The sequence below is a fragment of the Streptococcus mitis genome (genome assembly GCF_001579035.1).
Classification (GTDB): domain Bacteria; phylum Bacillota; class Bacilli; order Lactobacillales; family Streptococcaceae; genus Streptococcus; species Streptococcus mitis_J.
This window is the reverse complement of the sequence record NZ_KQ970295.1, coordinates 1-14,905: the sequence shown is the minus strand read 5'-3', so window position 1 is coordinate 14,905 and position 14,905 is coordinate 1. Positions and strand designations below refer to the sequence as shown.

The 14,905-nt window shown below is 33.3% G+C and carries 13 protein-coding genes and 1 pseudogene; 10 read left to right on the top strand and 4 right to left on the bottom strand.

Translation table 11 applies throughout. The features are described 5' to 3' along the window. A partial coding sequence (locus SMIDD26_RS12400) for a hypothetical protein (protein WP_167747528.1) occupies window positions 1-427 on the top strand: 427 nt, incomplete at its 5' end. A gap of 457 nt (window positions 428-884) precedes the next feature. Here the strand turns inward: SMIDD26_RS12400 and SMIDD26_RS10650 are convergent. Beyond that, window positions 885-2,054 (bottom strand): Abi family protein, encoded by a 1,170-nt coding sequence (locus tag SMIDD26_RS10650; RefSeq protein ID WP_061440091.1) that lies wholly within the window; start codon window positions 2,052-2,054, stop codon window positions 885-887. A gap of 231 nt (window positions 2,055-2,285) precedes the next feature. On the opposite strand from SMIDD26_RS10650, the gene SMIDD26_RS13540 reads away from it, so the two are divergent. Together SMIDD26_RS13540 and SMIDD26_RS10640 are read left to right on the top strand one after the other, a co-directional pair. Beyond that, window positions 2,286-2,408: a hypothetical protein gene (locus SMIDD26_RS13540; protein WP_280630532.1), complete on the top strand. Its 123-nt coding sequence runs from the start codon at window positions 2,286-2,288 to the stop codon at window positions 2,406-2,408. Between the two features lie 1,780 nt (window positions 2,409-4,188). Beyond that, window positions 4,189-5,595, top strand: coding sequence for a hypothetical protein (locus SMIDD26_RS10640; protein WP_246747039.1), 1,407 nt, complete (start codon window positions 4,189-4,191; stop codon window positions 5,593-5,595). A 426-nt stretch (window positions 5,596-6,021) separates the two neighbouring features. On the opposite strand, the gene SMIDD26_RS10635 is transcribed toward SMIDD26_RS10640, so the two are convergent. Next, window positions 6,022-6,237: a helix-turn-helix transcriptional regulator gene (locus tag SMIDD26_RS10635; RefSeq protein WP_061440088.1), complete on the bottom strand. Its 216-nt coding sequence runs from the start codon at window positions 6,235-6,237 to the stop codon at window positions 6,022-6,024. Between the two features lie 121 nt (window positions 6,238-6,358). On the opposite strand from SMIDD26_RS10635, the gene SMIDD26_RS13535 reads away from it, so the two are divergent. Continuing rightward, window positions 6,359-6,487 (top strand): hypothetical protein, encoded by a 129-nt coding sequence (locus SMIDD26_RS13535; protein WP_280630531.1) that lies wholly within the window; start codon window positions 6,359-6,361, stop codon window positions 6,485-6,487. Between the two features lie 25 nt (window positions 6,488-6,512). Here SMIDD26_RS13535 and SMIDD26_RS10630 read toward each other — a convergent pair whose 3' ends face one another. After that, on the bottom strand, window positions 6,513-7,268 hold the full coding sequence (locus tag SMIDD26_RS10630) for a hypothetical protein (RefSeq protein ID WP_061440087.1): 756 nt from the start codon (window positions 7,266-7,268) through the stop codon (window positions 6,513-6,515). 1,641 nt (window positions 7,269-8,909) lie between these two features. Here SMIDD26_RS10630 and SMIDD26_RS10625 point away from each other — a divergent pair. From SMIDD26_RS10625 to SMIDD26_RS10605, 6 genes and pseudogenes are all read left to right on the top strand, one after another. After that, window positions 8,910-10,259, top strand: a pseudogene (locus SMIDD26_RS10625) (replication initiation protein); the annotation flags it as partial. Between the two features lie 129 nt (window positions 10,260-10,388). Next, entirely contained in the window at window positions 10,389-10,580 is a 192-nt protein-coding gene (locus SMIDD26_RS13650) for a hypothetical protein (RefSeq protein ID WP_348538403.1), read from the top strand. A gap of 89 nt (window positions 10,581-10,669) precedes the next feature. Then, the gene (locus SMIDD26_RS10620) at window positions 10,670-11,590 is read left to right on the top strand and encodes a helix-turn-helix domain-containing protein (RefSeq protein ID WP_061440085.1); all 921 of its coding nucleotides are present in this window, start codon (window positions 10,670-10,672) and stop codon (window positions 11,588-11,590) included. Window positions 11,591-11,821: 231 nt separating this feature from the next. Continuing rightward, entirely contained in the window at window positions 11,822-12,049 is a 228-nt protein-coding gene (locus tag SMIDD26_RS10615; protein WP_061440084.1) for a hypothetical protein, read from the top strand. Next, window positions 12,049-12,882 (top strand): ABC transporter ATP-binding protein, encoded by an 834-nt coding sequence (locus SMIDD26_RS10610; protein WP_061440083.1) that lies wholly within the window; start codon window positions 12,049-12,051, stop codon window positions 12,880-12,882. Before SMIDD26_RS10615 ends, SMIDD26_RS10610 begins: the two co-directional genes overlap by 1 nt. Beyond that, a complete protein-coding gene (locus SMIDD26_RS10605; protein ID WP_061440082.1) occupies window positions 12,875-13,621 on the top strand; it encodes an ABC transporter permease in 747 nt (248 codons plus the stop codon). The genes SMIDD26_RS10610 and SMIDD26_RS10605 overlap by 8 nt, the downstream gene beginning before the upstream one ends. Before the next feature lie 897 nt (window positions 13,622-14,518). On the opposite strand, the gene SMIDD26_RS10600 is transcribed toward SMIDD26_RS10605, so the two are convergent. Further along, window positions 14,519-14,725: a hypothetical protein gene (locus SMIDD26_RS10600; RefSeq protein ID WP_061440092.1), complete on the bottom strand. Its 207-nt coding sequence runs from the start codon at window positions 14,723-14,725 to the stop codon at window positions 14,519-14,521. Between the last annotated feature and the right edge of the window lie 180 nt (window positions 14,726-14,905).

The following is a 14,905-nucleotide window of genomic DNA, read 5'->3' as shown; positions in this document are numbered from 1 at the left end:
ACCAAAATCTCATGATGCAAGACTCCAGACTAAGCGACTTGTTCTTGAAGAAAGTAAAGTTTATAGTTTACAGGATGTATTCAATTCATCTAATTTAAGTGTTGAAGAACAAGAACAAATTACTAAAGATGTTTTAAACTTCGTTGAAATTGAAGGAAATTCAATGGATAGAACTATTATGAGGACTGTTATCCGAAGATTAAGTCCTTCAGAAGTTAAAGAGATAGCACTTTCTAGTGATCCAGCTGGGACTCTAGTAGGAATGCTCCCTGGTATAGGTAATGTGTATTCGGCCTTAAAATATTTATCTGACGATATGTATCTTACAGCGGCTAGAAATGGTTGGGGATTGGAATACGTGATTGCTGTAGATAGAGATAACCCAACATCTACAGGAATAAACTTTTATTGGAACTACGTTAAATAAAATTTAATGTGACTACAAAAATATCCTTGTAGCGATTCAAGCTGCAAGGATTTTTTTTACACATAGGTTGTTTAGACACAGAAGTTGTTATCTTTACAGTTTTTTTCAATCTCTGTTCATTTGTTGTGTCTGCATTACAATAAAAAATAAATAGACGTATTTTTTTAAAAAAAGATTACAAATTTATCATAGTAAAACGACGATTTAAATCGTCGTTTTTTGTATAACTCCCCCTGAAATTTGTTTTAATCATGCAAATTTTACGTATTTTTGATGCTGAGACGATGATTCTGGGGGCTTTCAGACTTTTTTGTGCATCATCTATCATCAAAAAAACCTAGAGCGCCAAGGGATAACGGTACTTTTTAAATAATTTCCTAAAGGAGTACGTTTTTCCGAAAAACAAGCATTTTTCGGAAAGTTTAACACTACACAACTTAATTAAGTGTACAAAGAACTATAACAAATTCATCCAGTCAATATCTAAACCCATTTCTCTCAAAACAGTATTAAATGATCGAGAAGGTAAAGAAGATTGAAGCAATCTGACTTCTTTATTTACATCAGATTTAAATTTTTTTAACTCTTTATTATTTAAAAATACTGAGACAGAAAATAATAATGTATATAAACTCTCTCTTAATCTTTTTAAATTGCTGTACACATTTCTTGTCAAAGTCCCTCTAGTTCTTTGAAGATTATTCACTTGAGTAGACATTGGAAATTTAGATAAATATCCCAAGAAGTCATCACCGATAATTATATTGACTTTCGTGCAATAGACCCTTTCATTGTGAGCGCAAATATTACGATATAAACTTAAAATTTGTATTAAGTTAGCTAAATCCACTAGGTCATCTGGAGTAGGTGTACTTTTACTTCCTCTAAGATTCAATTTTTTATAAATTAAATATTGGACATCTGATTTTTGTATTTGAAATAATTTACTTACACTACCAAAAGTAAGTATATTAACTAAAACCCACATAGGTATGTAAGTGTGTTTATCTAAATAGTCACCTATATATTTTTTTCTCTGACGTTGTTGTCCTATATTTTTATAGATCATCGCAATCGAGTCGTCATATATATTGGAATTCTGAACTTTTTTAAACTTTGGAGGAAATTTATGTTCAGGCCCCTGTGATATCCTAGACCCTACTTTATTTATTCGATATCCACTCTTATAAACTATTGTATTTATCTCAGTATCATTTAAGTTATAGTAGTTTCTTCTAAGATACTCACTTTCTCTATGAAGACTATTTCTCTGATTAGTTGAAGAGTTCTTACTATGATGTTCATAAAATGATTGAACTAGAGCATCCTTTATTTTTTCCTCTATATTCAAAATATATTTTAAAAGTATTAATCTAAGTTTCTCATCAAACTGATAGAGCTGTTCTAAATATTCTGGTCTTGTACCTAAAATATAGCAATCCTGATTAGGATTGAAATTACTAGGATAATTTCTTATATCTTCTAGAAATGGTCCTTTATATGCGTTTATTAAATTATAGTAATTATATTTTTTTACTATATTGCGCTGTTTTGGAGTCGATATATCCATTCTTCTGCTACGTAATATTTGCAGTCTTCTTCTAAACGATGTATACTCTTTTTCCATTTTTTCTCCAATAAAGAGAAAGAGCCCAGTAGTAAAACCACCAGACTCTCTCCATAATCTACTCATCTAGTATATAAAAAGAAGCACTGTTTGTCAAGGGAAATGTACTGACCCCAAAAGTTAGATTTTTTCTGTCTAACTTTTTGGGGTCAGTACATTTAGTGAATGCTGATTGCCGTTTTTTCCATAAGTGAGACGTTGTGATATAATATCTAAAAAGGAGTGGTAGATATGTTAGCAGAAAACAATGAACTAGAATACTTGTTGAATGTTAAAGATATTTGGGAGGATGAAGAAGATAACCAAGTATCTATCAACGCATATTGGAATTGGCTTGACCCAATCTATCTATAAAATTCAAAAATAGAGGCTTCAGCCTCTATTTTTTTTGCCATTATTTTCTGAAAAGTATCTTTAATTTTTTTAAAATTAAAGATACTTTTCATTGAAATCTAGGTAAAATAGAAATATACAGATTTAATAGAAACGGAGGTGGTTACATGTTTAAAATGGCAAAAAAATTAGATGTGATCTATAAGTATAGAAAAACACTATATTCTATCACTTTAGTATACAACTTAGTCTTTGTAATTCTAAGATTGTGTCGATTGATCTAACAGAAAAAAGAGATGTCTATATGGGCATTTCTTTTTTCTGTTAGACAAATCTATTTTCGAGTTGTTCGCGAAATCGGTGCGCGGTTCGCACCGACCATCTGGCCGCTTTTTTTTGCGGACAGGCGACCATTTCGGTCGCACGGGGTGAATTTTTTTGTCGAAGACGAAAAAAGAGGGCTCTCCCTCTGCCCCCCTGCAAGGGCGCTTTCTTTTTGACCCTGTCAAAAAGCAAAAAGCGTTTCTCTTTGCAAAGAGAAACAGAAACGTCCCTTTAGTGAGTGCTAGGAACTGAAAAATGGCTCTTTTTTGAGGGAATGGACTAACTGGCGAGAATAGCGATAGCGCTCGCCTTGCCCACTTCGGTGGGCGGTCGGCTGAAAGACGACAATGACGGCGAAGCCCTTTTTATCGAGTTTCAGGCATTGGGCTAGATTTAATGGCTCTATGGTCTTTATATAGTGCCACAAATTGCCGAAAAAGTGGGAAATATACTGCCCCACTTTTTCGGTTTTTTATGGACTTCTTACAAATCCATATTTTAGCTTTTTATGGACATATAAGATTTCCATAAATCATCAAAAAATGGACAACTTACATACCATAATTTCCGTAAAATATGGACTTCTAACCTTTCCATAAAATCCAAAATCATGGGCATATAACAAATCCGCTTTTCAGCAAAAAATGGGCATATAATACCGCCATAAATCTCAAAAAGATGGACAACTATAGTAAGCCATAAAATGCAAAATTATGGATATATTACTTTCCGTGATTTTTAGAAAAAATGGACATCTATAGTTGTCCATTTTTTAAATATTTTATGGACAACTTTATGAATCTATTGATAAAACAAGGTTTTTAGAAAGTTTTTAAAAAGTGCCACACCACGTTTTTTATTTTTCAAAAAATATGGCATAATATAGGTAAGTGAATATTTTTATAGAAAGAGTGTGTATTTTATGCAAAAGATGAGCCTCTCAGTCACGCATAGCGACAATAAAATAAATGTAAAACACAACAACCGAAACTTCGAGGAACAAGAGTGGGGGCACACAACAAACAGTCACATAGACCGCAGTTTGACACAGTACAATAGCACCTTTATCAAGCAGGATATCAGGGAAGCTTACCAAGAGGCTTTCGGAGAACCCTTAGAAGAGTATAACGCCAAACAAAAGCGTCAAGACCGTAAAATAGACGACTATTACGAGTACGTCAAAGGTCTTAACGATAGCCACAAAAGAAAAGGAAAAGGCGGAAAAGCTACAACTAAGTATAATGTCCAAGATGAAATCATTATCACAATCGGAAACAAGGAAACGTGGGACGAGCTCCACTCTCGCACCATTTCCTCAATCAATGACAAAAAGGAAGCCGAAAAGGTTTTTATCGAGTACAAGAAAAAGCTTGCTGACGAAATCTTTAAGAGATTTCTAGAGGATTTCCAAGCGAAACACAAACACCTCCACGTATTTAATGCCGTGGCGCACTACGACGAAGCAGGAGCGCCTCATATGCACATGACCTTTTTCGGCAAAGCTGAGGGCATGAAAAAGGGGCTACGGCTACAACCACGGACGACACGAGCGATTGCCCAAGATTTAGACGGGGATTTCTACCAAAAAATGCTCGAATCTGACCAAAAAAAATACGATTTAGCCAAGGAAAATCGGGAGCGGAAAAGGCAAGGTTTGGAACCGCTCCAAGGCGATCGCAAGGGTAATATGAGCGCAAGCGCCGACGTTTACACGCAGTTTTTGGCGGAAACAAAACAAATCTTGATTGACAAGGCACGGGAATTGGGCTTGGAGTACGTGGCTACAGGCACGCATGATTTCGGCGATATGGACCACTTCAAGGAAGCTGTGAAAAAAGGCAAAGAGGAAGCAGATAAAGAGGTCAATCAGTACAAGCAAGAAAAACTAGAAGAGATTAAAAAGCTAGATACAGAAATCAACGATAAGCAGGCAAAGAAGCAGGAAGCTGACAAAACCGCAGAGAAAGCTCAAGAGACTGCAAAACAGGCACAGAAAGACGCAGAGGATGCGCTACAATCGAAAGATGAAGCGACGAGGGAAGAGCGTATAGCACGAGAAAACGCCGAGCTTGCGAAGAAGCAGGCGGAAAGCTTCCGGAAAGAGCTAGAACGACTAAAAGCCGAGAAAGCGGCGCAGGAGAGCGAGCTGAACGAGCTTTCAGAAAAGATTGCTGACCAAACTTTAGAATTAGAAGAGACAAAGGAAGAAAAGGCGCTTCTTGAAGCTGATAAAAACTTCTTTAGAGAGCAGGTTCAGGAAAATATATCGAAAATTAGTGAGCAGAGCGCAAAAATCAGCGAACAAGAAGCGAAAATCAGCAAGAATGAAGATTTTATGGCGCAACAGGTACGCCAACACGACGAACAAATAGACTTTATCGGACGACGCACCCGAGCACTACAAGGACTTGAAAAAGCAAGCAAGGTAACATATGATGAAAAAGGCGTGTTTAAAACACTTGGTAAAGTCACTATGGATCAATCGCACTATGAAAATCTCAAGAAAAAAGCAGGCTTTTTCGATAGCTTAAAGGAATTTGCTAATGATATAGTATCTACAATCAAGGAAACAAGCGTATATAAGGCTCTACAAGCTGAGGTGGCTAAATGGAAAGGACTTTTTGAGTCGGAGCAGGCGAAAAATGCTGATTTAGAGAAAGAGAAAAATAATCTAGAAAAGGATAATGATAAGCTCCGTCAGGAGCTTGGAGACCTCTATTATCAGAATGCAATAAGTAAAGACATTGGCAAAATGTGCGAGAAATACTTGACGCAGGAAGAGAAAAACAAGCTATATCGCAAGCTAGATAATCGGGCGCAGGAACGAGAAGAAGAGGAAGAGCAACTAAGAAGAGACGATTTTAGCTATGACTACGATAGATAAGCATCAAGGCTGTTTACTAGCCTTTTTCAATAAATAAAAGAGACTAGCTTATAAAGTTAGTCTCTTATTTTAGATGTTATTTGAAGTATATATTTTAAAGGAGTATAATGAAAGGGAAGAAAACTTATTTATAGCTAGAAAGGTAAAAAATACGGGAACTATATTGCTAAAATAAGTTATATCGGTTTAAATTTTGCACATTATGGATTAGAAGAAAAAAGATGAAGTATGTAACTTTGTTTCTTGTTTTATTTATGATGTTTATGCCTGGTATCTACTCTAGCAATGCAGGAGGATGTGTCAATGATTAAGCAAAGAAAAAACATAGCATTATTTTTAAGTGTTGTAATTGGTGTTGTTCTGTTAAAATTTTTATTCCCGGGTTTAAGTTATTGGTTTGCTGATTTTTTCAAAAATCTGTTTTGATTAAAAAGTTTTTAGAGAAAAAATATTTTCTATAGGTTCTTTTAGAACTTTAGATAATTTTAAAGCTATTTCTACGAATGGTATTGTTTTATTATTTTCGATTAAACCGATCATTTGCCTTGAAATATTTATTTTCTTAGCTAATTCTTCCTGTGTCAACCCCTCTCTAACTCTAAATTGCTTTATATTATTTTGATAATTATTTTTGTCTAACATAATTATCACCTCTTTTTACACAAATTTTTCTTCGATTACTCATAGTATACCATGATTTAATTAAATAAATGGTATACTATGGGTAGCAAAGTCTTATATATCCATAAAATGGAGGTTCCCAATGACCCAAGAAAAAGAAAAAGAAAAAATCTTTTTGGAGTTGCAGGAAGAAATCAAAGCAGGAATAGAGGCGTATGAGAGAGGGGAGGGTATCCCCCTAGAAAAAGTGAAGGAATTGTTAAATAGATAAGAAAAAGCCCGTAATATAGGGCTTTTTAACTTGTCATTTCCTCGTTGATTTTACTATCTTTCGTGATAGCTTCCATCTGCTCTTCTTCAAGTTCTTCAAAAGTCAAGACTACCTGCTTATTAACTGTCAAGCTTTCGAAAAAGTGCAATAGCAGGCTATCGAAAGCAAGGAAGCCATCAGCTTCTTTGCTGAGTAGTTTCTTGCTAATCATTTTCTTAGTCACCTTTTGGATACTGGCGTAAGAAAGCTCAAGGGCTTGCGCAGTTGCTTGCAAAGAGCTTGTGTACATACGCTTGCCGTCTACTAGGCGAGCTTGCCCCCACAAGTGATTTAGGATAGTCGGCGCACTGTCTTCGTGGATTTCAAGTGCCGTTAGATACTGCTTAACAAGTAAATCCATCAGCAAGCTCTTATCTAAGCTTCTGTACGTGATTTCGAGCACTTCTGCCTCATGCAATACCTTTTTCTTACCTACCATCTCAAGGCTTGTATGCACGGCTTCACGTGACTTTCTTGGCTTGCGCCCTGCTCTTGACTTTTTCAGATTTTCAGGTGCTTCAGGCATATCTTCAGGCGCTTTCAGTAAAGAAGCAGGCATTTCTACCACTTCTTCCATAATGTCATCGTCTTCATATACGCCAAAGTCTTCAAAACCGTTGACTGTCTCGTCAACTCTCTTGCCATTCAAGCTTTTCACATGCTCAGGAACCGTGTAACGTCTCGGTGTTTCTGCTGCAATTATTCCGCCATCAAACGCTGATTTCTTTTTGTTTTCATTCATTTCTCAAAAACCCTTTTTGCAATTCTAATTATTTTTCCTTTTAACTAAATTCTTTATCAATATGTTTCATACTCTTATGATACCTCTTTTCAATTATTTTGTAAAGCAATAACAGAAAAATAATAAAATAATTAGAATTTATATAGATAAAAATATATATTATTTTTATATACTGTATATAAAAACCTATAAAACCTTGATAAAACTAACTTTATAACTTGATGACAGCTTTTGAATTTTGCTGATTTTTACCCCTCCAACTCCTATCTTTTTATCTCGTCTATTTTTTTGACAAGATAAAATGGTTGCGATTTTATAAAAGTGATTGATTCATTTTTTACTCTATTCTGTTAATTTATTATTCTATACTTTAGTTTTATTCTTTATCTTATCTATTCTAATTATTTTATATATAAAATGTATTTGTTATATAAAATAATCATTTTTATTTATTGTAAGAACATAACTAAAGGATCCGGTGATAAGGTTATACTGTATTATATAGTTTAATTATTTTAAATGCGTAAAGATAATTAAATTAGATGCGGGTGTAAAATTGAATTATTAAAATATAAGGTCATGTGGTTTCGGAAAATGGGTGCGAGGGCTTGGCAGGACTGAGAAGTCTGTGGTATGTGGTTAGGTTGTGTTTTTTGCAGATGAGAAAGTGGCTGGAAACGTTGATTTTACTAGATTCGTGGGCATTTGGTGGTAGTTTTGGCTTTTTAGTGAGTGGATGATCCGGGGGAAGCAGCAAGCTAGATGTAGGCTCCAGAGGCGTCAGAATGGCTTCTGTGGCGTTTTAAGTGGTAGGGGGTGTATTTATATGGTATTTTGTTTGAGGTGGCAAAATGGGGTTAAATTCGGCTCCTAGAGGCCTATTTATGTAGAATGCAAAAATAGGGCTAATTTCATAAGCTATTTCTTTAGAAAATGAAGTTGTTTTGTAAAGGTGGTATTATATATCGATTTTATATTGAAGTTCTGATTTGATTGATTTGAATAAGGAAATTGAGGGCCAAAATCGATTGTAATGTTTGAAGCAGGTCTAGTAGTGGGGAAAGAGGGCTTTTCGTTCTAGTATTTGTATTGTTTGTATGATAGATAAGTCATAAAGAGAGGGAGAGAAAGGCGTAGCCTTGTTAGCCAATCGTGGGAAAGTCTATTGATTTAGATAGAGTAGGTGGCGTAGCTAGTATAGGTTAGTAGACTGACTTTTTTAATTAGAATGATTTAGAACTATCTATTATCTGACGAATTAAATCTATTTTAGAAACATTGAATCCTTTTATTAGTGAATCTATATTGGGTAGATTCCTCCCTAAACAGACATTTCATATTAGGGATATCCCTTCTTCCTCCTCTTCTATAAGTATGTAATAGGTAATAGGTAATAGGTATACGTAGTAGCGCAACAAAACCACCTTTTCGCTTACTGCCCCAAGGGTTCATGGGTATTTTTTGAATTCTAATTATTACCAAATACACACTTTATTATTACCAAATACACACTTTATTATTACCAAATACACACTTTATTATTACCATTTCCACACCCAACTATTACTTTTTCGAAAAATAGTTGTAATTAAAAAATGAAAGTGATATAATCGATGTGTAGAATGAAGAAAGGAGCGGTAAATGAACGAATTAGTTAAGAAAGACGATAATTCTTTGGTCTCTAACATTGAAACAGGCCAGTTAGTGAAAAGTAAAAATTTCCTTTTCACCAATCTATCTCAAAGAATGAGTTTTAGTCAGAATGTTTTGTTTTCTCTAGCTTTACTACATAATGATATTGACGAAGATGGCTATGCCACCTCAACTTTTACTAAAAAAGACGTTGAGCGTTATTTGGATATTGTAGATTTTAAAAAAGGGCGGTCGACTCGTGTTATTGAAGATATAGAGCAGGTTGGAACTAATAGCATTGTAATGTTTGATGAACAAATGGTGACTGATCCTAAAAATGGTAAGTTGAAAGGGGTGCTTATTTTTGCCCAATACACTTACAACCAAGGGGTTTATCACTTTGTTTTTAATACAACTAAAATCAAATATAAGGATCAGTACATTACCCCCATCCTTGATATTTTGCGACGAAATGAAGTAAATCCAGTTGTCTATAACTTGGACATTTTTGCAAAACTGAACGCAAGCGGACAAGTCTTGTATGAGCAAATTTTACTAGCTACAAACGCAGGAAAGCGTGAACTGGTCTTTAATTTGGAGGGTTTGCGAAGCCTATTTGGGCTTGTTGGTGCTTCCATGCAGACTTTTGGTAATATCAAGCTAAAACATTTAGTGCCAGCAGTCGAAAAAATCAATAAGTTTGCAGGCGTTGGAGTTGTTTATAAACCTATCAAAGAGGGGCGGAAAATTACTGGAGTTAAAATCTACTGGACACTAGAAAAGGTTAAAATTCCAGCAACAGAAGCGCAAATTAAACTTGCTCATGAGCTTTACGCCGAGCTTACTTTAATGAATGCTAAAAACGTTGAGGCTCTAAAACTACAAGATATTGAACGTTGCACCAAAAACGACGCCCAAACCATTATTGATACGGCTATTAAGGCCAAAAAAGAGCTTGTCAAAAAGGCTCTTGAAAAAGATAAAGAAGCGAAACAATTAGAAGAAGCAATAAAAGCTAAACAAGATGAAGAAGCAGTAAAATTGGCTTCTATTGACGAATCAAAAGAGTTTGATGTACTTGAACTACCTGAACTTGAAACTATTGAGAATATCAACGAAGCTAAAGAAGAGGAAGTTGAAGAGTTTAGTCATTTGGATTTATTCTTTAATAGATACCCAAGTATGAGCATTAAAAATAGAGAAGCATTTATAGAGCTTTCTAAAACCTTTGATAGAGATGAAGCTTTAAAAGTTCTTGAACTTGCTGATGAAATTAAGAAAGCTAAAAAAGCTAGATCTTTCAACTACACTCTAAAGATTTTGAGAGAGTGGGCAGACAATGGTGTTAAAACAGTAAGCCAAGCTGAATCTTTCTATAAAGTCAATTACAATGACATACAAGAAAACTCAAGCACTGCTAAAACAAAATCAAGCACAAAACAAACCACAAGTAAAAGCAACGTTCCAAAGTGGAGCAATCCCGATTATGTGAATAAGCTTGACCCAAAAATTATCGATATGTTAGAAGAGTTTCACAAGTCGCAAGGAACTTTTGAAACTCCTGAGGCGCAAGCAGAAATCGCCCAAAGACGTGCAGAAATTGAGCAAGGACGGGCTAACCTTGAAGCCCAAAAGCAAGAACTGCTTGCACGTCTTGATAAGAAGTGTATCGATAAATAAATTTTAGAGGGGGTGGTAAATATCTAACCACCACTTGTTAGTTAATTTCATGATATAATATTGGTAGATAAGAAGTTTAGGAGTTCAATATGACTATTGAGGATAAAGATGCCGAACTAAAATTGAAAATTGGCAATAACATTCGAATGGCTCGTCTTAATAAAAACTTGACTCAAGCAGATGTTTGTGGGGATGAATCTGAACTAACTATTCGTCAACTCGCTCGTATTGAAAATGGTCAAGTATTAGTATCTCTGTCTAAATTATTGTTTTTATCCAAGGCATTAAATTTTCCCGTTAAAGATATAGTAGATATTGAAAAAATAGAAACACCCAAACGGTATCTGGAATTAAAAAATAAATTAATACGATCCCATACTTACGGGGATGAAAAACGTATTGGAATTTTAGAAGAAATGTTTGATGAAATATATGAGAATTTTTATGATCATCTACCAGAAGAAGAGCAACTACTAGTTGAAGTTTTACAAGTTCAATTAGATGTTTTTAGTAGTCGAGATGTTACTTATGGTTTGACTTTGTTAGAGGAATATTTTCATCAAATTTTAAAGAAAAAAAAGTATAGCTATAATGACCTTCTAATAATCAATTTGTATTTTCTTTGTTGTGCTATTGGACTAGAAGATAAAACTTATTTTGAAGAGTTATCTAAAAAAGTTTTATTGTATATTGATTATAGTGATAACGAACGTATCTATATACTTGAAAGAATATTGATAGGGATTTTAATACAAGTAAAAATAGAAGATTACTTAATTTATACAAAAGTTTTACGTGAGATAACTGAGGGTACAAATAATTTTCAACACAAACCAGTTATCTATGCTTTTGAAGCTAAATATTATTTAAAAGTAGAAAAAGATTATAAAAAAGCAGAGCAGTCATATAATAAAGCAATTGAATTTGCTAATATGCTTAATGATAAAGTTTTAGCTAACAATTTGATTAAAGAGAAAGAACTTGATTTAATTGAGATTTCATCAACTTAAAAGAGAACGAGAGGAGTATACAACTTCTCTCGTTCTCTTTATTTTTCTATTAATAGTATTTCATAGGTAAAAATAAAAGAACTTATTAGTAACCTGACTTAGATGTCATGTTCTTTTTATTTGTTTTGAAATACAATAGAACCATAAAGAAAGGGGTTACATCCCAAGGAAGGAGAATTTTATGTTATTTGCTACTACTTTACTATCAACTCTTATTTGGATGTTCTATTAATGACTAAGTATTTAAAATGTGAAGTATCTTCTCAATTTGTTGAACAAAAAATGATTACCATTAAAAATTACTCAGAAATGAGTAGTTTGTGCAAAATAGTGGTAAATCATAAATTATTTAAAATTCTGGTGTTATCCCCTGGGGAAGAAGAAACATTGATATATGAAGGTGATGAAGATATTAGAATAATTGAAATTACTGATTTAACAGAAAGCGAGGAAGAGTGATGAACTCAATTGTTGTTTCAAAGAATATCGTAAAAACATTTGGTACGAAAATTGCCTTAAATAAAATTAATTTTGAGATTAAAGAAGGAGAAATTTTTGGATTTTTAGGTCCTTCTGGATCTGGGAAAACAACTATGATAAACATTCTTACTGGTCAACTATTACAAGATGGTGGAAATTCCCAATTATTGGGAAAGGATTCTTATAGTCTGAATTCTACAGATCTAGAAAAAATCGGAATTGTTAGCGATAAGAGTGGTTTCTATGAAAAATTATCACTAGAAAAAAATCTACTATTATACGCGAAGCTTTATGGTGTTAATTTGAATAGAGTGGACGAGTTGCTTAATAAAGTGGGGCTGCTAGAGAGCAAAAGCATATTGGCAGAGCAATTATCTACAGGAATGAAGCAACGGATGTTACTCGCTCGTGCTTTAATTAATCAACCTAAAATTCTATTTTTGGATGAACCAACAAGTGGTTTGGATCCAACAACTTCAAAATCAATTCATGAGTTGCTAGTCGATTTAAAAGAAAATGGCACAACAATCTTTTTAACTACTCATGATATGAACGAAGCTACTTTATTATGTGATAATTTGGCGTTGTTAAATAAAGGAAAACTCATTGAACAAGGCAATCCAGCAGATATCATTCAAAAATATAACACAAATAAAAGGATAAAAATTATTTATAAAAATCGTGAAGAAAGAATCTTTGATTTTTCAGAATTAACAAAATTGAACATCGATGATATTATTTCTATTCATTCGTGTGAACCAACTTTGGAAGAAATTTTTATAGAATTAACGGGGGAAAAATTAAATGTTTAATCGACTTAAAGCATTGGTATGGTTAAGAAACCAAACTATTATTGCAAATAAAAATTTATTGGTCCAAATGTTGATGCCTTATGGTTTGTTATTTCTCTATAAGAATTTTATGAACTTGGGAGATGACAAGGGGCTTGATTTAATGTTCCTATGTTTATCAACGGCTATTGCTATGTCTGTAGGCAGTACAGTTTCTACTATCATTGCTGAAGAAAAGGAAAAAAATAATCTTAAAACACTTTTACTAAGTGGTGTACGACCATACGAATATATTATTTCGGTTTTAGTACATCCAGTTGCAGTTACTATTTTTAATATGATTTTGTTCCCTATTATTGCAGGCGCAGATATTTCTAAAATTTATTTAGAGTATGGTTTTGTAGTCATGTTGACAGCTATGGCTGTTATTCTCATTAATCTATGTATTGCTGCGATTTCTTCGACACAATCAAAAGCACAAATTAATGGTTTACCTATTATGTTGATTATTGCACTGGGGCCAAACTTATCTCAAATGAATACTGATATCGCTAATTTTATTAATTATACTTTTCTTGGAGCTTATACTGAATTATTTACAAAAACAGATTTTAGTTTAACTAGTCTTTCTTTTCAAGTATTAGTAGCTTGGATTATTGGTTTGTTAATTCTTACATCATTATCACTTAAGTTTAATAAGAATCCAAAAGCTAAAAAAAAGTTATTTAAAAAACAGGTAATAGAAATCAAAAAAAAATGAGTATGCTTAATGAACATTAAAATACCTGTTTTATGTAATTGTTAATATATGTTGATTTGTCGCAAGTCATGTAATTAGTTAAAAGAATATAGCAAAGGAGAACTTTTATGGTTAAAAAATTTATTATTGGTGTTGCAGTTGGTATATTCCTTTATTGTGAATTGAATTCATTGCTATAGCTTATTGAAAGAAAGGAAAAATCTCATGATCTTATTAGTAGCTATTGCGGGATTTACGTAGCAATTGTTAATTGTTGTAGATCAGTTTACTTTATTCCGGGTAAATTTAAGAAAAAATTTAAAAATTAGGAAGTTAAATTACAAATTAGTATGAAAGGAGAGCGATTCAATGCTTCTATTTATTGCAGGTTTTGTTGGAGGAGCCGCTGTGGTGTATTTCACACATCGTTAATTTACAAGTTGTTGTATTTTGATAATTGAATGAATCAGTATGAAAGGAGGACAATTTAATGGGATTATTTATTATTGGTGTCGCTGTTGGAATTTATTTATATTGTAAATAACTTATAGAGTTCTCGTTTAATAAAAAAGAAAGGAGAGTTACCATGCTAGGATTGGTGGTTGAAATATGTGTCGGTGTCGCTATTGGAATTTATTTATATTATAAATAGAATTATAAAGTTATCATTTGATTAAAAAGAAAGGAGGGTGAATATGGTAATATTTGCAGCCGGAGTTATTGTAGGTTTTGTAGGTGCTTGGGCATTAAAGCATTAAAATTGTACAAGTTATTTAATTTAAAATGATGATGAGCAAAAAATCTTTAAAATCAGAAAACGCATAGTGTCAGGTGTTTAACAACCTTGATACTATGCGTTTTATTGTGGGGAAGATCACTTCATTTTCTCCTGAGATTGAGCTTTTGCTAATCCTCGTTTTACTTCCGGTTAGAGATAATAAATTTATCGATGAACAGTAGCTGGTATAATGCAAGCACAAATCCCCAGAAACTACCACGAAGAGAGAATTCTTGATGATTAAGAGTAAACAAATCATGGTTTCCTACATAGATGCATGTCAAAATAACAAATAGAATCCAAAACAAATCAGTCCATTTATATTTTGAAAAATATTTTTTTAACATAAAAACACCTTCTTTCTTTACTACAATAACATTATATGATAAAATGTAAGCGAATACAAATAAAAAAGGAGAAAAGCTCATGAAAACTACTAAATTTTTTGCAGTTGCTATTTCTGCAGGTATCTTAACTTTTAGTCTCGCTTCGCCGTCTCTTGCCTTTGCGCAAAGTGTGGCACACCC

Excerpts from the sequence above, each read along its gene's own strand:
- SMIDD26_RS10650 (WP_061440091.1), bottom strand. The coding sequence starts at position 2,054 with ATGGAAAAAGAGTATACATCGTTTAGAAGAAGACTGCAAATATTACGT.
- SMIDD26_RS13540 (WP_280630532.1), top strand. The coding sequence starts at position 2,286 with ATGTTAGCAGAAAACAATGAACTAGAATACTTGTTGAATGTTAAAGAT.
- SMIDD26_RS10640 (WP_246747039.1), top strand. The coding sequence starts at position 4,189 with ATGCACATGACCTTTTTCGGCAAAGCTGAGGGCATGAAAAAGGGGCTA.
- SMIDD26_RS10635 (WP_061440088.1), bottom strand. The coding sequence starts at position 6,237 with ATGTTAGACAAAAATAATTATCAAAATAATATAAAGCAATTTAGAGTT.
- SMIDD26_RS13535 (WP_280630531.1), top strand. The coding sequence starts at position 6,359 with ATGACCCAAGAAAAAGAAAAAGAAAAAATCTTTTTGGAGTTGCAGGAA.
- SMIDD26_RS10630 (WP_061440087.1), bottom strand. The coding sequence starts at position 7,268 with ATGAATGAAAACAAAAAGAAATCAGCGTTTGATGGCGGAATAATTGCA.
- SMIDD26_RS10620 (WP_061440085.1), top strand. The coding sequence starts at position 10,670 with ATGACTATTGAGGATAAAGATGCCGAACTAAAATTGAAAATTGGCAAT.
- SMIDD26_RS10615 (WP_061440084.1), top strand. The coding sequence starts at position 11,822 with ATGACTAAGTATTTAAAATGTGAAGTATCTTCTCAATTTGTTGAACAA.
- SMIDD26_RS10610 (WP_061440083.1), top strand. The coding sequence starts at position 12,049 with ATGAACTCAATTGTTGTTTCAAAGAATATCGTAAAAACATTTGGTACG.
- SMIDD26_RS10605 (WP_061440082.1), top strand. The coding sequence starts at position 12,875 with ATGTTTAATCGACTTAAAGCATTGGTATGGTTAAGAAACCAAACTATT.
- SMIDD26_RS10600 (WP_061440092.1), bottom strand. The coding sequence starts at position 14,725 with ATGTTAAAAAAATATTTTTCAAAATATAAATGGACTGATTTGTTTTGG.